The 21,611-nt window shown below is 64.9% G+C and carries 22 protein-coding genes; 10 read left to right on the top strand and 12 right to left on the bottom strand.

Annotated features, from left to right (window positions below; translation table 11 throughout):
- On the bottom strand, positions 1-108 hold a 108-nt coding region (locus tag A8G08_RS26975), incomplete at its 3' end, for an FAD-dependent monooxygenase (protein ID WP_157108364.1).
- A 130-nt stretch (positions 109-238) separates the two neighbouring features.
- On the opposite strand from A8G08_RS26975, the gene A8G08_RS02090 reads away from it, so the two are divergent.
- A complete protein-coding gene (locus tag A8G08_RS02090) occupies positions 239-1,060 on the top strand; it encodes a HugZ family pyridoxamine 5'-phosphate oxidase (protein ID WP_068269546.1) in 822 nt (273 codons plus the stop codon).
- Positions 1,061-1,127: 67 nt separating this feature from the next.
- Positions 1,128-2,615 carry an amidase gene (locus A8G08_RS02095; RefSeq protein WP_068269510.1) on the top strand — a complete coding sequence of 496 codons (1,488 nt, stop codon included), beginning with the start codon at positions 1,128-1,130 and terminating at the stop codon, positions 2,613-2,615.
- A 56-nt stretch (positions 2,616-2,671) separates the two neighbouring features.
- On the opposite strand, the gene A8G08_RS02100 is transcribed toward A8G08_RS02095, so the two are convergent.
- The 3 genes from A8G08_RS02100 to A8G08_RS02110 all read right to left on the bottom strand — a co-directional run bounded on the left by A8G08_RS02100 (position 2,672) and on the right by A8G08_RS02110 (position 6,083).
- A complete protein-coding gene (locus A8G08_RS02100) occupies positions 2,672-3,436 on the bottom strand; it encodes an alpha/beta hydrolase family protein (protein ID WP_068269511.1) in 765 nt (254 codons plus the stop codon).
- Between the two features lie 266 nt (positions 3,437-3,702).
- Positions 3,703-4,851 carry an acyl-CoA dehydrogenase family protein gene (locus A8G08_RS02105; RefSeq protein ID WP_068269513.1) on the bottom strand — a complete coding sequence of 383 codons (1,149 nt, stop codon included), beginning with the start codon at positions 4,849-4,851 and terminating at the stop codon, positions 3,703-3,705.
- Positions 4,851-6,083 carry an acyl-CoA dehydrogenase family protein gene (locus A8G08_RS02110; RefSeq protein ID WP_068269514.1) on the bottom strand — a complete coding sequence of 411 codons (1,233 nt, stop codon included), beginning with the start codon at positions 6,081-6,083 and terminating at the stop codon, positions 4,851-4,853. The genes A8G08_RS02105 and A8G08_RS02110 overlap by 1 nt, the downstream gene beginning before the upstream one ends.
- Positions 6,084-6,201: 118 nt before the next feature.
- Between A8G08_RS02110 and A8G08_RS02115 the strand changes: the two genes are divergently transcribed.
- Entirely contained in the window at positions 6,202-6,846 is a 645-nt protein-coding gene (locus tag A8G08_RS02115; protein WP_084435881.1) for a QsdR family transcriptional regulator, read from the top strand.
- Here the strand turns inward: A8G08_RS02115 and A8G08_RS02120 are convergent.
- The gene (locus A8G08_RS02120) at positions 6,834-7,514 is read right to left on the bottom strand and encodes an EthD domain-containing protein (protein WP_084435882.1); all 681 of its coding nucleotides are present in this window, start codon (positions 7,512-7,514) and stop codon (positions 6,834-6,836) included. The genes A8G08_RS02115 and A8G08_RS02120 overlap by 13 nt on opposite strands.
- Positions 7,515-7,647: 133 nt before the next feature.
- Between A8G08_RS02120 and A8G08_RS02125 the strand changes: the two genes are divergently transcribed.
- From A8G08_RS02125 to A8G08_RS02135, 3 genes are all read left to right on the top strand, one after another.
- Positions 7,648-8,139 carry a pyridoxamine 5'-phosphate oxidase family protein gene (locus A8G08_RS02125; RefSeq protein WP_068269515.1) on the top strand — a complete coding sequence of 164 codons (492 nt, stop codon included), beginning with the start codon at positions 7,648-7,650 and terminating at the stop codon, positions 8,137-8,139.
- 116 nt (positions 8,140-8,255) lie between these two features.
- Positions 8,256-9,170 carry a YdcF family protein gene (locus A8G08_RS02130; RefSeq protein WP_068269516.1) on the top strand — a complete coding sequence of 305 codons (915 nt, stop codon included), beginning with the start codon at positions 8,256-8,258 and terminating at the stop codon, positions 9,168-9,170.
- A 7-nt stretch (positions 9,171-9,177) separates the two neighbouring features.
- Entirely contained in the window at positions 9,178-9,978 is an 801-nt protein-coding gene (locus tag A8G08_RS02135; protein WP_068269517.1) for a putative protein N(5)-glutamine methyltransferase, read from the top strand.
- On the opposite strand, the gene A8G08_RS02140 is transcribed toward A8G08_RS02135, so the two are convergent.
- From A8G08_RS02140 to A8G08_RS02150, 3 genes are all read right to left on the bottom strand, one after another.
- Positions 9,972-11,099, bottom strand: coding sequence for an NDMA-dependent alcohol dehydrogenase (locus A8G08_RS02140; protein WP_068269551.1), 1,128 nt, complete (start codon positions 11,097-11,099; stop codon positions 9,972-9,974). The genes A8G08_RS02135 and A8G08_RS02140 overlap by 7 nt on opposite strands.
- A 109-nt stretch (positions 11,100-11,208) precedes the next feature.
- The gene (locus A8G08_RS02145; protein WP_342669631.1) at positions 11,209-12,195 is read right to left on the bottom strand and encodes a YihY/virulence factor BrkB family protein; all 987 of its coding nucleotides are present in this window, start codon (positions 12,193-12,195) and stop codon (positions 11,209-11,211) included.
- A 115-nt stretch (positions 12,196-12,310) separates the two neighbouring features.
- Positions 12,311-13,000: a TetR/AcrR family transcriptional regulator gene (locus tag A8G08_RS02150; RefSeq protein ID WP_068269519.1), complete on the bottom strand. Its 690-nt coding sequence runs from the start codon at positions 12,998-13,000 to the stop codon at positions 12,311-12,313.
- A gap of 54 nt (positions 13,001-13,054) precedes the next feature.
- Between A8G08_RS02150 and A8G08_RS02155 the strand changes: the two genes are divergently transcribed.
- Positions 13,055-14,068 carry a pyridoxamine 5'-phosphate oxidase family protein gene (locus tag A8G08_RS02155; RefSeq protein WP_068269520.1) on the top strand — a complete coding sequence of 338 codons (1,014 nt, stop codon included), beginning with the start codon at positions 13,055-13,057 and terminating at the stop codon, positions 14,066-14,068.
- Here A8G08_RS02155 and A8G08_RS02160 read toward each other — a convergent pair.
- Positions 14,055-15,485 carry a cytochrome P450 gene (locus A8G08_RS02160; RefSeq protein WP_068269522.1) on the bottom strand — a complete coding sequence of 477 codons (1,431 nt, stop codon included), beginning with the start codon at positions 15,483-15,485 and terminating at the stop codon, positions 14,055-14,057. The genes A8G08_RS02155 and A8G08_RS02160 overlap by 14 nt on opposite strands.
- A gap of 117 nt (positions 15,486-15,602) precedes the next feature.
- Here A8G08_RS02160 and A8G08_RS02165 point away from each other — a divergent pair, with 117 nt between their 5' ends.
- Positions 15,603-16,295 carry a TetR/AcrR family transcriptional regulator gene (locus A8G08_RS02165; RefSeq protein ID WP_068269523.1) on the top strand — a complete coding sequence of 231 codons (693 nt, stop codon included), beginning with the start codon at positions 15,603-15,605 and terminating at the stop codon, positions 16,293-16,295.
- A 41-nt stretch (positions 16,296-16,336) separates the two neighbouring features.
- Here the strand turns inward: A8G08_RS02165 and A8G08_RS02170 are convergent, their stop codons facing one another.
- On the bottom strand, positions 16,337-17,767 hold the full coding sequence (locus A8G08_RS02170) for a cytochrome P450 (protein WP_084435884.1): 1,431 nt from the start codon (positions 17,765-17,767) through the stop codon (positions 16,337-16,339).
- Positions 17,768-17,883: 116 nt separating this feature from the next.
- Between A8G08_RS02170 and A8G08_RS02175 the strand changes: the two genes are divergently transcribed.
- Both A8G08_RS02175 and A8G08_RS02180 read left to right on the top strand, forming a co-directional pair.
- A complete protein-coding gene (locus A8G08_RS02175) occupies positions 17,884-18,573 on the top strand; it encodes a TetR/AcrR family transcriptional regulator (RefSeq protein ID WP_068269524.1) in 690 nt (229 codons plus the stop codon).
- Between the two features lie 106 nt (positions 18,574-18,679).
- Positions 18,680-19,174, top strand: coding sequence for a hypothetical protein (locus tag A8G08_RS02180; protein WP_068269525.1), 495 nt, complete (start codon positions 18,680-18,682; stop codon positions 19,172-19,174).
- Between the two features lie 9 nt (positions 19,175-19,183).
- Here A8G08_RS02180 and A8G08_RS02185 read toward each other — a convergent pair whose 3' ends face one another.
- Together A8G08_RS02185 and A8G08_RS02190 are read right to left on the bottom strand one after the other, a co-directional pair.
- On the bottom strand, positions 19,184-20,668 hold the full coding sequence (locus A8G08_RS02185) for a flavin-containing monooxygenase (protein WP_068269526.1): 1,485 nt from the start codon (positions 20,666-20,668) through the stop codon (positions 19,184-19,186).
- On the bottom strand, positions 20,665-21,588 hold the full coding sequence (locus A8G08_RS02190; protein WP_068269527.1) for a reductase: 924 nt from the start codon (positions 21,586-21,588) through the stop codon (positions 20,665-20,667). The genes A8G08_RS02185 and A8G08_RS02190 overlap by 4 nt, the downstream gene beginning before the upstream one ends.
- Between the last annotated feature and the right edge of the window lie 23 nt (positions 21,589-21,611).

Raw genomic sequence — 21,611 nt, forward strand, 5'->3', positions numbered from 1 at the left:
GAGCAGCGGGTCGACGATGCGGCAATCGACCCCTCGACGAATGAGCTCGATTGCCGCGGTCAGCCCGATCGGTCCGGCTCCGGCGATCAGTACATCGGTGTTGCCCATCGAGGCCTCCTCGCAGCGCAATTTCCGCCAGTGATTATGCGCGTCGCCAGCGGCCCGCGTTCGTGCTTTCGAGGTGGTCGTGGTCTGGCGGAGGGCGATCGGATCGGCAACAGCGATGTACGGTCGAGCAATGCCAGTCCTCGATCATGGTGATCCCGGCGACGGACCTACCCTCGCGCCGCCGCTCGAACCCATCGCCGAACCCGCCCGGCCCAGCGCAGCCGAGGAGGCGCGCACGCTCGTAGCGGCGACCAACGTGGCCACCCTTGCCAGCCTGACCACAGCAGGCGATCCGTGGGCGTCCATGGTGACCTACGGCCTGCTCGATGGCTCGCCGGTCCTCTGCGTTTCGCACATGGCCGAGCACGGCCGCAACCTCGCCGCCGACCCGCGCGCGAGCCTGTCCATTGGGACAGCCGAGCAACCCTCGGACCCGCTGGCCAGCGCCCGTATCACGCTCGCCGGCGTAATGGAGCGTCCCGAGGGCGACCGACTGGACGCGGCGCGCGCCGCGCACCTCGCTGGCGTGCCCGCGGCGAGTTCCTACATCGATTTCAGCGATTTCTCGTTGTGGGTGTTGCGCGTGGCCCGTGTGCGCTGGGTCGGTGGGTACGGCCGGATGGACTCCGCCACTGCGGAGGATTACGCGGCCGCGGACCCGGACCCGGTGCGGCCGAATGCCGCCGAGGCGGTCACTCACTTGAACGACGACCACGCCGATGCGCTGCTGAACATGGCTCGTGCGCTCGGCGGGTACTCCGACGCCACGACCGCGATCTGCACCGAGGCCGATCGGTACGGGCTCGACTTGCGGGTCCAGACACCGCGCGGAATGGCGTACACACGCGTGGGTTACGCGGAACGAATCGAGGAGGCCGGCGAACTGCGCATGGCCACCGTGGAATTGGCCCGCCGGTCCGCACTGCTGCTCGCTGAGCCGACCGGCTCGTAGGGGCCAACGCGCGGACGAATAGCATGCTCCGCGTGACTTTTTCGCAGGAAGCTGGGGTTCTGAGGTAATGAATCTCGACGAGTACATGGCCCACGACGCGGTCGGGCTGGCAGAACTGGCGGCTCGAGGCGAGGTGAAGCCCTTGGAATTGCTCGCGCTTGCGCGCCAACGCGCCGACGCCGTCAATCCGGCTCTCAATGCCATCGTCACCCGACTCGACAACGTGGCGGACGAACGCGCGACCGACCCGAATCTCGCCGGACCGCTCGCGGGTGTGCCCTTCCTGATCAAAGACCTCATGCAGGAGTACAAGGGATTTCCGACGTCGTGGGGCTCTCGGTCGCTCGCGAACAAGGTCGAGACCGAGCATTCGTTGTACACACAGCGACTGCTCGACGCCGGGTTGGTGATCTTCGGCAAGACGAACACGCCCGAGTTCGGTACCAAGCCGGTCACCGAGCCGGACCTCTGGGGCCCGGCGCACAATCCGTGGAACGTCGCCCACACCCCGGGCGGTTCCTCGGGCGGATCCGGCGCGGCGGTCGCGGCAGGCATCGTTCCCGCCGCAGGTGCCAACGACGGTGGCGGGTCCATCCGAATACCGGCCTCCTGCAACGGTCTCGTCGGGCTCAAGCCGAGTCGCGGTGTCATGCCTTACGGGCCACAGGGCGGCGAACCGATGCACGGTTTCGTTACGCAGGGCGTGGTGTCCCGGACGGTACGTGACAGCGCTGCGCTGTTCGATCTCCTCGTTGCCACCGACCCACGCGCCGGATTCAATGCTGCGCTCCCGAATTCTCCAGCGATGCAACGGCTCTCGATTCCAACGGGGCCATTGCGAATCGGTTTCAGCGCGGCGTCGACGATCAATCCGCAGCCGCATCCGGAGGCCGTCGCGGCCATGCACAACGCGGCGGAACTGCTGACCAAACTTGGCCACAATGTCGAGGAGACCGCGCCGCCGTGCGATGGTGCGGCGCTCGGGCGAGACTTCCTGACCGTCTGGTTCGCCAACGTGGAGTACGAAGTCTCGCGGATCAAGCGCCGATCAGGCGTCCGCGACCGCGATTTCGAGGCGGACACGCTGGCGCTCGCCGAGCTCGGCCGCACGGCCGGCGTCTCGCCGATGCTGCAGGCCTTGGAGGCGCGCGGCAACCACATCCGGCAGCTCGCGGCGTTCCACCAACGGTATGACCTGCTGCTGACCCCGACCGTGGCCGGCCCGCCGCCGGTCATCGGTGCGCTGAGCACGCCGCGCTCGCTGGAGCTGATCGCACGATTGATCCGGAAGATCCGCGGCGGCAGGCTTATTGCGCTCGCCGGGATCATGGACGACATCGTCAGCGAGAACCTCGGCTGGGTTCCCTACACCCAGCTCGCCAATGTGACGGGGCGCCCGGCGATCAGCGTGCCCCTGCACTGGACCAACAACGGCCTGCCCATCGGCGTGCAGTTCGTCGGGCGACTTGGTTCCGATGTGTTGTTGCTGCGCCTGGCTGCTCAGCTCGAGCAGGCGCGGCCCTGGGGCAAGCGCTTCCCGGCGCCGGCCGCCTGATCGCGAAACGCCGGCATCGGCGTCCAGCGCAAGGCTGGACGCCGATACCGTCTCATTCAGACCGACGTCGTGTCGACGGCCCGGCCGAGGTGATGGGCAAAGAACCGGCCTGAGTTTCCGCGCTCGTAATCGGGCATCTGGTTGTTGTACCTGCCCGGGTGCGCGTGCATCGTCTTGTCCTTCGAGGCGAAGGCGTCGTACAAGGCGACGGCCGCAGCATGGTCGATTTCGTCCGCGTCCCACGGGATCCGGTACTCGACGGGAACGGTGACCTTTCGTGCCGCCCCGATCAACGCGTCGTCCACGAAAACCGCACCGAGGCTCAGGGCAGCGATCCGAGGCTCGACCGCGGCCAACATGAGCCCGGTGACGACGCCGAGCATGACGCCGCCGTAGCCGATCGGCGCTTCGGAGCCGATCTCGGGCAACGCCCGCAGGGCGTCCAGCGTCGCCTGCCATTCCGGCACTGCGCGACCAGCCAGTGACATGTTGTAGTCGATGACGATCGGGGCGATCGGTTCACCTGCTGCCAGGGCCTGATGGATCGCGTCGGTCCATCGTTGATCCTGCGGGGTTCGCGGCCGGTCACCATGTCCGGGCGCGTCGATGGCGGCGACGGTGAACCCATGGGTGGCCACGCTGTGGAGTGCACCGGCTACCAGCCCTGGAGCCTTTTTGTGCATGCCGCCGGAATGCCCGGACAGCAGCAGCGGTGCGCCGATGTTCCCGGATGTGGGAGACCAGAGCACGCCGGTGATCTCCCCCAGGATGAAGTCACGTTCGATGACACCGTTCGACTCTGTCTCAGAGATGAAGTGCATGGTGTTGCCTTTCGGGATTGCCTTATTCAGGCGCTCCCGGCGACACCTACGTCAACCGCCCGACCGTGGACACGAGTGGGAGCACCCACATGGTTGTTGCGTTCACGGGTCTCACCTCCTCGCGTGCTGTCACGGTCTCGCGGACGCTATCAACCCGAACCGAATCCCGTCCAACCAATTTCTTCGATTCGGTCCGCACCGGAACGCAGAAGGGCCGCCGCGGCGCGAGAAGCGCTGCGGCGGCCCATCCGTTCAGCCGACTGAGATCAGCCTTGCGCCAGCTTGGCGTAACGAGCGACATGGCTGTCGCTCGTCCCGAACTCGTAGTCGATCGCGGTCAGCCGCTTGAAGTAGTGGCCGATCGCGAGTTCCTCGGTCATACCCATGCCGCCGTGCAACTGCACCGCGTTCTGGCCGATGAAGCGCGCCGCGCGCGAGATTGTCACCTTGGCAGCTGAGGCGGCGCGGGCACGATCGGCCGGAGCGGCATCGAGTTTCAGCGTCGCGAGGTACTGCGCCGAGATCGCCTGCTCGAGCTCCATGTACATGTCGACCATGCGGTGCTGCAGCGCCTGGAAGCTACCGATCGCCTGGCCGAACTGCTGCCGCTGCTTGGTGTACTCGACGGTGTCGTTCAACACCTTCCGCATGAGGCCGACGGCCTCGGCGGAGACTGCGGCAATGGCTTCGTCGATGGTCGCTTCGATCGACTCCCACGCGCCGCCCTCGGCACCGAGCAGCGCGTCGGCGGGTAGCCGAAGGCCGGTGATGGTGAGGTCCGAGGCACGCCGGTCGTCGATCGTCCGGTAGTGCTTGGCCTCGACACCCGCGGGCGGGTTCGCCGGGTCGAACTCGACCAGGAACAGCGAGATGCCCTCGGTGTCACGACGATCCCCTGCAGTACGCGCGCTGATGATCAGGTGCGACGCGATCGGCGCACTGCTCACGACAATCTTGGCGCCGTCGAGCACCCACTCGTCTCCGTCGCGGCGCGCGGTGGTGCTGACATCGTTGAGCGAGCTGCCGGACTTCGGTTCGAGCGCGGCGAAACCGATGATCGCCTCACCGCCAACCACAGATTCGAGCAGCGCCTGGGCACGATCGCCACCGGCGCGCTGCAACAGCCCGCCGCCGATCACGACGGTGTCGACGTAGGGCTCGATGACGAGCGCGGCGCCGAGCTGCTCGGCGACGATCATGGTCTCGACCGGTCCGCCACCTATGCCACCGACGCTTTCCGGCAGAGCGGCACCGAGGATGCCGAGATCCTCGGCGAAGCCGCGCCAGACCTCGGGCGCAATACCCGCACCGGTCTTCGCGATCGTCCGGCTCTTGGTCAGGTCGTAGCGGGTGGAGAGGTAGCCGGCCACGGCGTCACGGAGCAGTTCCTGCTCCTTGGTCATGCTGAAGTCCATCAGAGCCCCAATGCTGCTTTGGCGAGAATGTTGCGCTGGATTTCGTTACTACCGGCGTAGATGGAACCGGCGCGGTCGTTGAAGTAGCGCAGCGGCGCCACGGCCTGCCAGTCCTCTCCGGAGACGTAACCGTCGGCGGGAGCAATGAATTCGGACAGCGGGCCACCAGGCTTGGTGGCATGCGGCTGGTAGGCGCGCCCGCGCGCTCCTGCGGCTTCGAGGGCCAGCTCGGTGAGCTTCTGGCTCAGCTCGGTGCCGAGAACTTTGAGCATCGACGACGCCGGGCCCGGGTTCTTGCCCGCCTTGATCAGCGCGAGCGTGCGGTACTCGAGAATCTCGAGCACCTCGGCACGGATCTGCAGTTCGGCGAGCTTCGCCGAGAACGCCGGATCCTCGATCAGCGGACGTCCATCCGGACCGGTCTGCTCGGCGGCCTCGTTGCCGATCGATTCGGCCAGAACCTGCAGCGCGGGTGCCACGGCGCCGCCGCCGCGCTCGAAGATCAGCAGGTACTTCGCCACGCTCCAGCCGTCGTCGATCCGGCCGAGCACGTTTGCCTTGGGCACGCGCACGTTGTCGAAGAAGACCTGGTTCTGCACCTCCTCGCCGGAGGTCATAACCAGCGGGCGCACCTCGATGCCCGGGGTGTTCATGTCCATCAGCAGGAACGTGATGCCCTGCTGCTTGCGACCCTCCTTCGAGGTGCGCACCAAGCAGAAGATCCAGTTCGCTTCGGTCGCGTGCGTGGTCCAGATCTTGCTGCCGTTGCACACGAGATCGTCGCCGTCCTCGACGGCAGCCATCGTCAGCGACGCCAGGTCCGAGCCCGCCTCCGGCTCGGAGTAGCCCTGGCAGAAGAAGACCTCACCGGTCAGGATGCGCGGGAGGAAGAACTCCTTCTGCTCCGGCGTACCGAACGCGATGATCGCGTAGGCCACCATGCGAATGCCCATCGGCGACAGGTTCGGTGCCCCGGCCAGGATCGATTCGCGGCTGAAGATGTAGTGCTGCGTCTGACTCCAGTCACAGCCACCGTGCTCGACCGGCCATGCCGGTGCTGCCCAGCCACGCTCGCGCAGGATCTCCTGCCACTTCATGCTGGCTTCGTGATCGGAATAGACGCTCGTCGCCAGTCGACCGGCGGCGCGCAGATCGGGTGTGAGCTTCTCGTCCATGAAGGCTCGCACCTCGTCACGGAAGGCCAGTTCGGCCTCTGACCACTGTAAATCCATTTACGCCCCTTGGTATCTGGCGGTAGCTGAGCCGGGCCCGCATGCGCCGCGATCGGATTGCGGATCGACGGCGGCGACACCGGTTGACCGGACAACTTATGCGAGACAGAATGTACTTGTGTCTCACAGCGTCGTCAACAACGAGGACGGGCAGGTCCGTGCACCCTCGCGCAGGTCGGCGCCCACTTCCACCCCGGCGACGCGCAACGACGTCATCGACCTCGCCCATCGCTGGTTCCTCGAAGGCCGTCGCGTCGATGCGCAACAGCTCGCGCGCGAGCTCGGCATTGGACGAGCCACGCTCTACCGCTGGTGGACGAGTCGTGACGTCATCGTCGGCGAAGTCATCTGGCGGATCTTCCTCGACGCAATCGGCCGAGTCGAGAAGCGAAGCTCCGGCACCCCGTCCGAGCGTTTCGTTGCGAATTTCGGGCGGGTCGCCGACACCGTGCGCACCTACCAGCCACTCGCCGGCTTCGTCGCCGACGACCCCGAATACGCCCTGCGTGTGGTCACGTCCCGGCACAGCATCGTGCAACAGCGTTTGACCGACTGGACCGCACTACAACTGCGGCAGATTCCCGAGCTCGCGGATCGCGCGGACCTCGATGATCTGGCCTACACGCTGGTACGCGTCGGTGAGTCGTTCCTGTGGAGCGACATGATCACCGGAGATCCACCGCAACCCGGCAAGGCAACCGCGATGGTTGGGCTCCTGATTTCGGGCGCGGTCGCGAACAGCGGCAAGCGTCAGAACACGTAGCAGCTCGTCGGGATCACGTCGATATTCCGGTCCGCACCGAACTTCTCGATCGAGTCGGTCATCATGGTCAGCCGCCGAGCCAGTTCGGCGTTGTCCCCGGCCGAGCCGTAGAAGGCATGCGGGTCCTGCAGCGCCGCCATCGGAAAGTGCTCCTCGACGATTCCGTCGACCGGCGGGGCACTCGCCGTGCATGCCCGGGTGACGACGTTCTGGATGTAGCCGAATGTCCCTTGCACGTCGATGGCGACCTGCGTGTGATCGCCCTGCCACCGGCGTAGCCACTCGTCCTGTTCGAGTTCGGCCGGCCGACGCAGGAGCGCGATATTCGTGAGCGCATCGGCGCGCTCGCCACGCGGAGTCTGTGGTGGGGCCAGGGCGATCGTCTCGCTCACCTCGTAACCGGCGACCCGCTCGGACAACGCTTCGAGTTCGGCGCCGACCGCAGCCGCTGCGCCGGCGGACTCCGACCACACCGACACCACCGCCGACACAGGGGCGTCGAACGTCGAGAGTCGCAGCATCGCGTCGGCGACCGCCGCGTCGGTGACATTGAGTTGGATCCGCTCGATGCCTGGCGATGACGCCAGTGCCGTGAGCCGGACGCGCAACCGGTCATTCCAGTCGGTCTCGCTGCCCGTGGCCCACAGCAGGAACATCGATTTCGTCACTTGCACTCCATGCGGTCGTCGGCGGTCAAACGATGCGAGCGTAGCCATTACCGGGGCTGCGCAGCGCCTCCGATGTGAAACCGAGACCAGCGGGCACCGCATATTGAGTCCCCGCGCGGATACCCTCACGTCCATGGCCGAGAACCGCTACGAGGTCGAAGCCGAACTGAACAAGTCGATCGCGCTGGTGCTGCTGCGATCGTGCCCGATTGCCCGGATCGCCTACACCGGACTCGACGGAGCGCCCCGGGTGATTCCGGTCGGGTTCCTGTGGACCGACCGGACACTCGATTTCTGGACTGCCCCGACATCGGCCAAAGTTGCGGCGCTCGAATCCGATCCGCGCGTCGCGATCACCATCGACACGACGACACAACCGCCGCGAGCGCTGCTGATCCGCGGTGTCGCCACCCTCACAACGATGCCCGGCGTGCCGGACGAATACGTCGCGGCGAGCATGAAGGGCATCCCCGATAGCGGTCGTGCCGAGTTCACCTCGCAGGTGCGGGACCTCTACGACGAGATGACCTGCGTATCGATCCTGCCCATGTGGGCGAAGTTGCTCGACTTCGAGACCGTGATCCCCAGTGCCGTAGCCGAATTGGTTCGCAATAAGACCAGATGACCAATTCGCAAGTATCGCGAACCTTTCGAAATTGAGGTCACAATTCAATGAAACACTGGTCAATAGTCGGCGTTTCACCCCGCAATGATTGGTAGTTGGTCACTACCGTCGACCGAATGCAGCACGAATCTATTACTGTCCTGAATCCGGCTGCGACACCAAGTATCCGGTCCGTCCGCTTCGTCTCACTCATCGTAAACCTGCTGTTAGCTGCGGCTCTCGCGCTCGGCATAGCCTTGGCGAGCGCGCCCGTCGCGACTGCCGCTCCCCCGAATCAGCTATACAACGAGGCCCAGGGCGCATTTTCGCGCGGCGATGGGCCACTGGCCATAAATAGAATCAACGAACTGCTTCGCGTAAATCCGAATGACACCGATGCACAGGCGTTGCGCGCAATATTCGCCGATTACACCGGGGACCTCATTGGCCGTTTCGATGCGCTCAATCGATCAGGTCCTCGGCGTGGGCAGGTGGAATACGCGCTCGGCGAGATCACCAGGTCTGCGCTCACTCCACCAAACCCGTTCCCCGCCATCCTCGGTCCGCAGACCGCCATCGTCGTGCTCGGGTACGGCCTGCTGCCGAACGGGACCATGCGACCGGAACTGGTGAGCCGGCTCCGGTCGGCCGCGGTCCAGGCGCTCCTCGCCCCGGCATCGCCGGTAATCGTCACCGGCGGCGCTCCGCAGAGCGGCGTCACCGAGGCAGCTGCCATGGCAGGCTGGCTGATTGCCAATGGTCTGCCCGCCAACCGGGTGCATGCCGAGCATCGGTCCGGGTCGACCGTGGGTAATGCACTCAACACCGTGCCGATTGCCCGCTCACTCGGCATGAACAGCGTCGCGCTGGTGACCTCGGCGAACCACATCCGCCGCGCCGTCGTCGATTTCAATGTCGCCGGCCTCGGTGTTGTCGGAGCAATGGCCACCCCGGACCAACTACTCGGCGAACTGTTGCCGATCGGCAAGCGGGAACAGCTCGGCATGTACGTCGATGCGTCGCGTGTGATGGGGCTGCCCGGATCGCGATAATGGCGGCGTGCACCGTGCGGAACTCGAAGCGGATGTCGTAGCTCGTCTGCGTGCGGCGGGCTGCGTCTTCGCGGCGGAGGAAGCCGCGCTCCTGCTGTCCGAGGCGGCCTCGGACGCGGACGCCAACGCCATGGTCACTCGCCGCGTCTCAGGTGAGCCGCTCGAGTATGTGCTCGGCTGGGCGGCATTTGCGGGACTGCGGGTCGCTGTCGGTCCCCCGGTGTTCGTCCCGCGCAGGCGCAGCGAGTTGCTGGTGCGCGAGGCGGTCGCGGTCGTCCGGAGCCACGCGGGTGCCGCGCCGATCGTGGTCGACCTCTGCTGCGGTTCGGGAGCGATCGGTGCCGCGATCCTCGCTGCGGAACCCGGTGTGCGCCTGCACGTGAGTGACATCGATGCGGCGGCCGTGGACTTCGCGCGCCGCAATCTCGACCGAACCGGCGCCGCTGTCCATCTCGGGGACCTCTACGACCCATTGCCACCGGAGCTGCGATCCCGGGTCGATGTCGTGGTGGCGAACGTGCCGTATGTGCCGAGCGCGGAGATCGCCCTGATGCCGTCGGAGGCGCGGGGGTATGAGGCGCGCCGCACGTTGGATGGCGGTCCGGACGGTCTCGACATTGTCCGCCGCACGGCGACCGGCGCCGCCCGGTGGTTACGCCCCGGTGGGAGTCTGCTCATCGAGATCGGCACCGGGCAGATCGACAGCGCGACTGCGCTTTTTCTTACATCGGGGCTGAAACCACGAATCGTCGCCGACGATGAGCTGTCGGCGACGATCGTGGTTGGTGAAAGCCGGAACGATCAGTAGTCGGAGTCGGTGTACTGGATGACACCACGCAGGTTCTCGCCGGACAACATGTCCGCGTAACCCTGGTTGACCTCGTCGTGGCGGTAGGTACGGGTAACCAACTCGTCGAGCTTCAGTTGGCCGCTGCGGTAGAGCTGCAGCAGCGCAGGAATCTGGGTGCGCGGGCTGACCCCGCCGAACACTGCGCCCTGCACCCGCTTCTGCAGCAGCGTGAGTTCGAACAGGCTGAGGGTGACGTCCACGTCGAGCATGTTGCCCATACCCGTGACGACGACCTGACCGCCTTTGCCGGTGAGGGTCACAGCGGGCTGAATCTGGTCGCCGGTGATCTCACCGACGGTTATGACGGTGACGTCGGCCATTTGGCCCCACGTCAGCTCGAGGACCGGCTCGATCGCCTCTTCCATCGATGCGAACGTGTGCGTTGCGCCGAATTCGATCGCCTTGTCACGCTTGAACTTGACCGGGTCGATCGCGATGACGTGGCGAGCACCCGCGCGCGCCGCGCCCTGCACCGCGTTGATGCCGACGCCGCCCACACCGACGACGATGACGGTATCCCCCACGCGCGTGTTGCCGATCGCTGTGGCCGAGCCCCAACCGGTGGAGACACCGCAGCCGAGCAGCGCTGCCTTGTCCAGCGGAATGTCGTCCTCGATCTTGATCACCGAGGCCTGGTGGACCGTGACGTGCGGCGAGAACGTGCCGAGCAGACACATCGGCGTGACGGGCGCGCCATCCAGGGTGTACCGGAAGCCGCCGTCGGCGATCGCCTGACCGGTCAGCAGGCTTGCACCCAGATCGCACAGGTTCTGCAGGCCCTTGGAGCAGGGCCGACAAGTGCCGCAGGCGGGAATGAAGGCCAGAACAACGTGATCGCCCTCTGCTAGCCCGGTGACTCCAGCGCCAACCTTGGTAATGATGCCGGCGCCCTCGTGACCGCCGAGGACGGGGAACGTCGGTACCGGCATGGCACCGCTGCGGATGTGCTCGTCCGAGTGACACAGGCCGCTGGCCGTGAGCTGTACCTGCACCTCGCCGGCGATTGGATCACCGAGATCCAATTCGACGATTTCCCAGTCTTTGCCCGGGCCAAGAACGACTGCACCCTTGGTTTTCATGCCGGCTCCTACCTCGTTGGGGAACATCTGGCGCAGAGAGTTTTCACTTTGATCTCTCTCCATTCGAACCCTAGTGAAATGTGTCACTCGGCGTAAGACTCACGGCGGATCATCTTTTTTCGGCGGATCGTCCTCGTCCTCCTCCGACCGCTCGAAGCTCACGTCGACCTGCTGGAATCCCTTGTGCCGCTGCGCTTCGGCGGCATGGGTGTAGACGCGGCGGTCCCCCTCGGTCAGCTCGACATTGTCGGTGAACGGCGTCAGCAGCGATCGCGGATACAGGCGCTTCACCCACACGGTGTTGATCTCGATGCTGAACACCATGAGCAAGGCAGACAGGATAGATGAACGCAAGCAGACCGAGCACCAAGGCGAACACGCCATTAGTGGTGCTGGACCCCTGAATGACCCGGGTGGTGAACAGGTACCCGAACTGCTGCAAGGCCTGCCACCCCACCGCCGCAACGGCCGCGCCGACGACCACGTCTCGGGTGCCGATCGGATGCGCGACCGAGATCCGGAAGGCCAGGATGAAGACGCCGAAGTCGAGCAGCAGCGTCAGCACCGTGACGCCGATCGTTCGCCACATGCCGTATTCGACGAGTGCAGAACCGATATTCGAGATGACCGCGATGCCGATCAGGCCGAGGCCGACCGTCAGTAGCAGACGCACACTGCGTATCCGAACCAGAATCGGATCGGGCCGTTCGTTGCGCGGAACCGCCCATGCCACGTTGGAGGCGTTCTGCACCGCCACCCCGACGCCGAGCGCACCGTAGATCGCGCCGATCACTCCGATCGTGATCGCGACCGGCCCGCCACTCAGTTCACGCGGCTGATCGAGCTGTTCACCGATCACCGGGAATTGGCTGAGCGCCGAATCGACGAGCTGTTCCTGCCACTCGGGGTGGTCGTCGAGGATGATGCCGGTCACCGTTGTGAGCAACAGCAGGAGCGGGAACAACGCGATGAATCCGTAGTAGGTGATCAGCGCGGCCAGGTATCCACCCTGATCATCGAAGAACTTGTAGAACACGCCCAGCGTGAAGCCGATCGGGCGCCTGCGCTGCTGCATCCGGTCCAGCCGGTTCGCCATGCTGCCCGCCTCCCCAGGACTGCATCAACTCTGCAGCGCAATATGGATAGAGCTCGAGCCTAGTCTCGACCACGACATGAGGCTTGCGTAGTCAAAAGTCGGAAACAACGCACGGTCAGGGTTTTCGAGCTGCGGGGTGCCCATCGGATGGGGACCTGCCGAGGAGTCGCGTGAGAGCCTCGGCGACCCAGTCCTCGTACTTCTCGGGTGACCAGCCCATATCCGCAACGAAGGTCATGTACATACTCGCGCTGGCGAGGGACGCCGCGATATCCGCCGCGGAGGACAGATCGAGGTCCTGACGCAGTATCTCCTCGGGCAGTTCGGCGAGCACGGCCGCGCAGTCGGCGCGCAACCCGGTGATCAGCTGCAACCGCAGGTCTTCCAATTGTGGATCGGACCCCGCCGCACTCTCGACCACGCGAATCAGCGGCCCGACACGGGCGTTCGATTCACGCGCCACCTGCGCCGTCATGCGAAAGAGGTCCCCCGAGTCCGGCGAGGCCCACGCTCGCGGCCGGTCGATCATTGCCACGTCCTCGTAATCACCGGCAATGGCCACGTCGACGGCCCGGGCGAGCACGGCAGCTTTGGAACCGAACGTGGCGTACACGGTCTGCGCCGAGACGTCGGCTGCTTTCGCGATCTCGTTGATCGACGTCGCCCCGAATCCCTTGTCCAGGAACAGCCGGGTGGCCGCTTCGACGATGCGCCGGAGACGCTGCTGCGCATCCGCCTGTCGGCGGCTCGCATCGTAGCCGCGTTTCTTCGGCTCAACTCTTGACGCTCGCGGTGAGCTTTCCATATAGTTCACTATATCCAATATAGCTCGCTCTATCAAATACCTCGGAGGGAAGCCATGACCGCCGTTCGCCCTGCTGTCCTCGATTGGACCGAGATCCTCGAACAGTCGACCGCCCACGTCACCACCGAGTACGCATCCCTGCGTCGCGACGGCGCGCCGGTCACGTGGCCGGTAAGCCCATACCGCGGCGAGACCGGAAAGTCGATCGACGTGTCGACCGGACTCACCTATCCCCTCAAGGCCGAGCGCGCCCGCCGCAATCCGAAAGTGGCACTGAGCTTTTCGAATCCCGTCGGCTCGGGCATCGAATCGCCGGCGACGTTCGTGGTGCTCGGCATGGCGACAGTTCGCGATTCGGACCTCCGCGCGACGAGCGCGCGCTACCTGCAGGCCTCGAACGACCGGTTCCCGCAGGCATACAAGGGCGCGCCCGACATGGTGCTGCGCCGCATGGCCTTCTACTGGACCCGGATGTGGATCGACGTCACGCCGGTTCGGGTGCTGTGGTGGCCGGATGGCGACCTCGACGAGGCGCCGCAGGTGTGGGAGGCGGGCAGCGAATTCGTAGCCCCCGCTTCGGACCCCGAACCACAGGGTCGTGGCGCCGGGTCCTGGACGAACAAGCCCGCGCCCGATTGGAAGGCGCGCGCACGCCGCGCGATCGAGCGCCTCGGCATGCCGGTGCTCACCACCACGACCGCGGACGGCTGGCCGCTGCCGGTGCGGGTTCGCGCTGCCGAACAGACCGAAACCGGATTCGTGGTGCGTCCGCCGGCGGGAATCGAGGTCGTCGACGGCCCGGGATGCCTGACGTTCCACACGCACGGGTCTGTCTTCGACAGCCAGGAGAACATCACGCTCACCGGCACCTGCACACGCGTCGGAGAGGACGTCGAATTCACCGTCGAGCGCACCCTCAACGAGGTGAATGTGCCGAAGAATCCGTTGCGGCGCATGGCTGGAATGCTCACGCTGCGCCGGGAACTCGAACACCGACTGGACGCGGAGGCAGCGCGCCGCGGGCAGTCGGTGCCGAAGTTCGACGAACTCGATTTCAGACGGCGTTAGCCTTCTGCAGCGAGCGCAAGCGCACCGGGAGCCCGTCGGTCGGCATCGGCCCTGTGCCGTAGCGCAGCGGCGGGTAGTACCCCCGCGGCACCGACCAGCTGTAGCTGCGCACCATTTGGTGCATCACTGCCTTGACCTCCATCTCGCCGAAGTACATCCCGATGCACTTATGGGCGCCGCCACCGAACGGGTTCCACGCGAATCGGTGACTCTTGTCCTCGCGGCGCTCCGGCGAGAAACGCTCCGGATCGAACTTCATCGGATCCGTCCAGAACGGCTCCATCCGCTGGCTGGCGAAGGTACCGGCAATCAACCGCGTGCCTTTGGGGATGTACCGACCGCACAGTTCGGTGTCTTTGACCGCCTCGCGGAACAATGCACCGACAGGCGCATGAATGCGCAGCGTCTCGCGCATCACCATGTCCATCACGGGCATTCGTTCGATGTCCTCGTACTCGATGAATTCCCGACCCAACGCAAGTGCTTCTTCCCGCACCCGCTCCTGCCACTCCGGATGCTTGCCCAGGTAATAGGCCATCATCGCGATCGTGATCGTGCTCGTGTCGTGCGCCGCCATCATCACGAAGATCATGTGGTTGACGATGTCCTCGTCGGTGTAGGTGTCCCCGTCCTCGCTCTCGGCGTGACACAGCACGCTGAACAAATCATCGGTTGGGTGCGCGCGCTTGGCGGGGATCCGTGCGTAGAAATAGTCCTCGAGCAAGCGACGGCCGCGAAGCCCCTTGCGCCAGATTCCACCGGGCACATCGGCACGAACGATCGCCTGGCCGCCGCGCACCGCGTCAACGAACGCCCTGCGGATCGCGGCATGGTTGGACGTGTCGTGGTCACCGACGAACACCTCTGCCGCCACATCCAGCGTCAGATTCTTTGCCGCTCTGTAGACGTGGAATTCGTCACCCGGTTGCCATTTCGCGACCTCGGCCTTTATCCGCGGCTGCATTGCGTCGAGATAGGCGAGCAAGCGCGGCCGGGTGAATGCCTCCTGCATGATGCGGCGATGGTGCACGTGCTCGCCACCGTCCATCAGCATCACCCCGCGTTTGAAGAACGGTCCGATCAGGTAGTTGTAGAAACCCGCGTTACCCCACGCCTTGTCGCGATTGAGTTCGATCGACTCCATCGCCTCCGGGCCAACGGCACTGACCATCCTCGTGCCGACCGAGCCAACCCAGCTGACCTCGCCGTACTTGTCGAACCGGGAGTAGGCGAATTCCATGCCGTCGCCGCCCACGTTCTCGAGCATGTGGCCAACGAGCGGCAGCCCCCAATCGCCGAGTACCGGCTCCAGTCCGCTACCTGGCGGCGGGACCGCGAGCGGCTTCACCGCTGAGGGGTAGCGCTGGGAAATCACTCCGACACCCTGCTGGATGAAGCCGAGTAAAGACGAGGTCATGGGACGTCCTTTCGCATGCGAAACCCGACATCGGAACCCTGTGATCCAGACCATACCGGAACACTACGTTTCCGTATACGTTCGTTTCCCAATCTGCGCTATGCAAGACTTCCGAGGGTGCGACCTGCGGGAACGGGCACCTACCGCGGCGCTTCGGCCGAGGAACGTCGCGACCAACGCCGACGGCGTCTACTCGATGCCGGACTCGACATGATCGCGACGCAGGGCTGGGCCGCGACCACCGTTCGCGGGATCTGCGAGCAGGCCAAGGTCGGGCCGCGCTTCTTCTACGAAACCTTCGACGACCTCGACGCACTCGCCGCAGCCGTGCACGACGAGATCGTCGAGTCCGCGCTGAGTCATGCGTTCGAGGCCGTGGCGGCGGTCGACGACGACCCTCGCACTGCGATGACTGCCGGTATCGGCACCATCATCCTGGAACTCACCGAGGATCCCCGCCGCGCCCGTGTCGCCTTCGCCGAGGCGCACGGCAGCGAAACGCTCATGCGCCGCAGGTTCGCCGCGATGCGCACCATCGACGACGTCGTGCGCGAGCAGACGCGGGAAGCCGTGGACTTCCCTGCGGCAGCGACGAATTCGCCGGCCGCGACCGACGCCATGCTCCAGGCCTTCGCCCAGTTGCTCACCGGTGGTGTCGCCGAGGTGGTACTCGTCTGGGTCGACGGCGGCCTCGACATGGACCGCGACGATCTTGTCGCAACCTGCGTCGAGTTCACGCTCACGATGCTGGAGCGACTGCCGGCGATGGCGTCTCACCTCGGCGAGCGGCTGAATATCCTCGCGCCCTGAGGAATTCGCTGCGCAGGTAGATCCTGCGCAGCGACTGGACGTCAGGCGGCGTTAGCCTGGCGCAGCGAACGCAACTGCAACGGGAGCCCGTCCGTCGGCATCGGCCCGGTGCCGTAGCGCAGCGGCGGGTAGTACCCCCGCGGCACCGACCAGTCGAACTGGCGCACCATCTGATGCATCACTGCCTTTATTTCCATCTCGCCGAAGTACAGCCCGATGCACTTGTGCGCGCCACCACCGAACGGTGTCCACATGAAGCGATGCTTCTTGTCCTCGCGGCGCTCCGGCGAGAACCGTTCCGGGTCGAACTTCAGCGGGTTGGACCACCACGGCTCCATCCGCTGGCTGGCAAAAATACTCGCGAACAGCCGGGTGCCCTCCGGGATGTATCTGCCGCACAGCTCGGTGTCCTTCACTGCCTCGCGGAAAAGACCGCCGACCGGCGCATGGATACGCAGCGTTTCGCGCATCACCATGTCCATGACCGGCAGCTTCTCGATGTCGTCATACTCGATGAAATCCTTGCCGAGCGCGAGCGATTCCTGCCGCAACCGCTCCTGCCACTCCGGATTCCGGCCCAAGTAGTACGCCATCATCGCGAGCGTGATCGTGCTGGTGTCGTGCGCCGCCATCATCACGAAGATCATGTGGTTGACGATGTCCTCGTCGGTGTACGTGTCGCCCTCATCGCTTGCCGAGTGACACAGCACGCTGAACAGATCGTTGGTCGGGTTCGCACGCTTGGCGGGAATCTGGGCATAGAAATAGTCCTCGAGCAAACGACGGCCCCGTAGCCCCCGACGCCAGATTCCACCGGGGACGTCAGCGCGGATGATCGCCTGGCCGCCGTGCACAGCGTCGACAAACGCCTTGCTGATCGCGGCATGGTTGGACGTGTCGCGGTCCCCGACGAACACTTCCGCCGCCACATCGAGCGTCAATTGCTTTGCCGCGCTGTAGACATGGAAGGCCTCACCAGGTTGCCAATTCGCGACCTCGGCCTTGATCCGCGGCTGCATCGCCTCGAGATAGCCGACCAAACGCGGCCGGGTAAACGCCTCCTGCATGATGCGGCGATGGTGCACGTGCTCGCCGAAGTCCATCAGCATCACCCCACGCTTGAAGAACGGCCCGATCAGGTAGTTGTAGAAACCCTCGTTGCCCCAAGCCTTGTCCTTGTTGAGCGTGATCGACTCGAGCGCATCCGGCCCGACAGCGCCGACCATCTTGGTGCCGAGCGACCCGAGCCAGTAGACCTCGCCGTATCGGTCGAAGCGATCCAGCGCGAACTCCATCGGATCACCGCTCATCGTGTCGAGCGTGTGGCCGAGCAGGGGCAGCCCGAAATCACCGAACACCGGATCGAGTCCGCTGCCGACCGGCGGGGCGGCAAGGGGTTTCACCGGGGAGTGGTGGCGCTGGGAAAGCGCGCCAGCGCCCTGCTGGATGTAGCCGAGCAAAGACGAGGTCATGAGACGTCCTTCCGCACGCAAAACCGACACCGAAAGCCTGTGATCCACAACATACCGAAACGCCCCGTTTTCGTACACAGTCGTTTCCCGATGATGTCTGTGCAAGACTTCGGAGGGTGAGACCTGCGGGAACGGGCACCTACCGCGGCGCTTCGGCCGAGGAGCGTCGCGACCAACGCCGTCGTCGGCTGCTCGATGCCGGACTCGACATGATCGCCACCCAGGGCTGGGCCGCCACCACGGTGCGGGGCGTCTGCGAGCAGGCGAAGGTGGGGCCGCGCTTCTTCTACGAGAGCTTCGACGACCTCGACGCACTCGCCGCGGCCGTGCACGACGAGATCGTCCAGTCCGCGCTTGGGCACGCAATGGAGGCAGTCCTTGCAGCCGACGACGACCCACGCGCGAAGCTCACCGCCGGTATCGGCACCATAATTCTCGAGCTCACCGAGGATCCTCGGCGTGCGCGCGTCGCGTTCGCCGAGGCACACGGCAGCGAAACCCTCATGCGCCGCCGGTTCACCGCGATGCGAACCATCGCCGATAACGTGCGTGAGCAGACTCGGGAAATCGTGGAGCCCGCCGAGGGAACGAATTCGCCCGCGGCCGCAGATGCGATGCTGCAGGCCTTCGCCCAACTCCTCACCGGCGGCGTTGCCGAAGTAGTCCTCGTCTGGGTCGACGGCGGCCTCGACATGGACCGCGACGACCTCGTGGCCACCTGCGTCGAGTTCACGATCACCATGCTCGAACGACTACCGGCGATGTCGGGCCGTCTCGGCAATCGGCTGAATATCGTCGCGCACTGAAGACTTCATACTCGTCCGGCGTTCTCAGGTCAGGTCTGTCTGTTGCAAACTTGTCGGACCTCTCCCCTAGCCTTCGGCTTCCCAACACCTGGACCGGAGGGCGACCATGACGGCAGCAACGGACAGCACTGACCCCGTGATGACGCGGATCACCACCGCCGTCAGCGCATTTCACCAGGGCGACCGAGAGGCTGCTCGCGCGACGATGCTATCGGTCTGGCGCGAGGTCACTCCTGCGGGCGACCCCCTGCACCGTTGCACGCTCGCGCATTACCTCGCCGACATGTACGACGACGCCGCGCAGGCGCTGATGTGGGACACCCGAGCCCTCGACGCGGCGGACGCGCTCACCGACGAGCGCGCCCAGCGTCACCATGCCGCGCTGTCGGTCGCCGGCTTCTATCCGTCGCTGCACCTGAACCTCGCCGACAACCTGCGCCGGCTCGGATCCTTCACCGCCGCAGCAGAACACCTCGCAGCAGCGAAGGACCGTATCGATTCGCTCGCCGACGACGAGTACGGCGCGATCATCCGCACCGCGCTCACAGAGGTGGCGGCCGCCGTCGAGGGCCGTTCCACCGAGCGGCGCGCAACGCACTGAACCGATCGGCTAGCTCACCGCGCTGCTCAGTCCGACCGGGTAGGTCGTCTCGTAGTCCTCGAGTTCGACCTCGGCGAGCTGGCGGGCGAACTGTGTCGCAAATCCTGGGAACATCGTCGAGTTGTGCCCGTCCGGAGTCAGATACCAGCTCCTGCAGCCCGAATTCCAGGTCGTCCCCGTAAGGCGGCGTTGGATACGTGCGTTGAACTCGTCTTGACGGTCCCGGCGCACGTCGAGGGTACGAAGCCCGCGATCACGCATGATGCGAATTGCATTGGTGAGGTATTCGATCTGGGCTTCCATGTAAACCAATGCCGAGTTGTGCCCGGGCCCCGAGTTCGGCCCGAACGTCATGAACAGGTTAGGGTACCCGGAAACATTGACGCTCTTGTAGGCGTACGCACCTGCCGACCATTCGTCGGCAAGCTTGCGTCCGTCGCTACCCGTAATCGGAAACGGCGTGCCCTGGTTGTAGATGTCGTACCCGGTCGCAAAGACGATGCAGTCGACCTCGTGTTCTATGCCGTCCGCGGTGCGAATCCCGTTGGGCGCCAACGTCGCAATGGGCCATGTGATCAACTTGCAGTTTTCCCGTTGCAGCGCAGGGTAATAGTCGCTGGACAGCAGCATCCGTTTGCAGCCCGCCCGGAAGGTCGGCGTGAGCTGACGCCGAACCCAAGGGTCGTGAATCTGGCGGCGAAGATGGGCCTTCGCCACCCATTGAATTGCGGTGGTGACGTTCGTGTCCCACACCATCCCGGTCGCCATCGCCTCGTGTCCCCAGTACCAGGCCTGTCGGGCCGCCAGTTCGGTCGCGGGTACCCGCCGGAACAACTGTTTCGCCCAGCCCGGATGCCGGAAGTCTGGGCGCGGCAATACCCAGCCGGGTGTGCGCTGGAAAACTTTCACCTGAGCGGCCGTCTTGACGAGTTCCGGAATGATCTGGACCGCGCTCGCTCCCGTACCGATGACACCGACGCGCTTTCCGGTCATGTCGTAGTCGTGATCCCATCGCGCACTGTGAATCTTGTGTCCGGTGTAACTGTCGAGCCCACGGATGTCGGGCCAACTGAAGTTGGCCAGCGGGCCTGCCGCCATCACCACCGCCGACGCGGTGAACGTGCCGCTGCGTTCGGTGTCGGCTGTCCACTTGCCGGTCTCATCATCGAATGAGAGGGCGGTGACATCGACACCGAATCGGATGTAGCGATCCAACTGGTACTTGTCGACGATATGACGGATGTAGTCGAGGATCTCCCCGCCACCGGAGTAGGCACGCGACCAATAGGGATTCAGCGCGAACGAGTACGAGTACAGCAGCGACGGGATGTCGCAGGCAGCGCCGGGATAGGTGTTGTCGCGCCAGGTGCCGCCGACCTCGCTGCCACGTTCCAGGATGACGAAGTCGTCGATCCCCTTCTGTAACAGTCGGATAGCTGTACCCAGCCCCGCGAAGCCGGCACCGATGATCAGAACCGTCGATTTGTCGGTCATTTCGCCACCGGTTCGTAGGTCAGTTCCTTCGACCAGGACGGGATTCGGCCGAACATCCGGTTGGGGACTTGGTCGATCACTACGCCCATCGCCTCGGACAAGAACTGGAACGGCTGGGTGTGGTCGATCGCCAACCCTGCGTGCCACTTGACGACGTGGAAATAGGGAATTCTTTGGGTATTTGGGCTGCGTTGGCCGAGCTTTTCGTAGCGCTGTGCCGCGGCGATGAGTTTGTCCTCCGACAGTCCCATCGCAGCGATGTTGGTGATCATCCTGGTCAGCAGCGGCGCATAGACCAGCGCCCCCAGGATGAGCGAGGGACTCGCGACACCACTGACAGTGTCGATCAGAATCCGCCGCATCGAGTTCGCTCCGAGCATGTCGAGCACCGCAAAGCCAACAACGAGGTGGCGGGATTCGTCGTTGTTGATGTGGCGAAACACTTCCTCGCACACCGGATCGTCAACTTCATCGAGGAGGAACTTCACCAAGGCGCCATCGAGCGCTGTCTCCAGTGCCGGAATCACGGATCCGAGCACGGGCAGCGACAGGTCGTCGCTGTAGCGGTCGAGCCAGTCGATGGCGAGGCGAATGTTCTTGTTGGGCACGGGCATCTCACCTGGTTCCACCATGCCCCAGCGGCGCATGAGGGCGAGCTCGGCATTGGCGTGCCGCTGCTCCTCGGCGTGGAAGTAGGTGTAGATCTGCGCCAGTTCATCGAACGGCGCCTTGCGGGCCATCGCCGCGAATCCACGCGCGCCCACGTTTTCGATCCACACCAGATCCGACATGAACGCCTTCAACTTCGGGCGTTGCTCGTCGGTGATCAGCTCGGCACCAGGTGCGTCCCAGTCGATATCCGCCAGAGCCCACTGTCTGTTCTTGATCGTCTGCAACATGTCGCTGTATTCGAACGCCATTGTTCTTCCAGCTCCTCCTGTTG

Source organism: Aldersonia kunmingensis (assembly GCF_001646865.1).
GTDB classification, from domain to species: domain Bacteria; phylum Actinomycetota; class Actinomycetes; order Mycobacteriales; family Mycobacteriaceae; genus Aldersonia; species Aldersonia kunmingensis.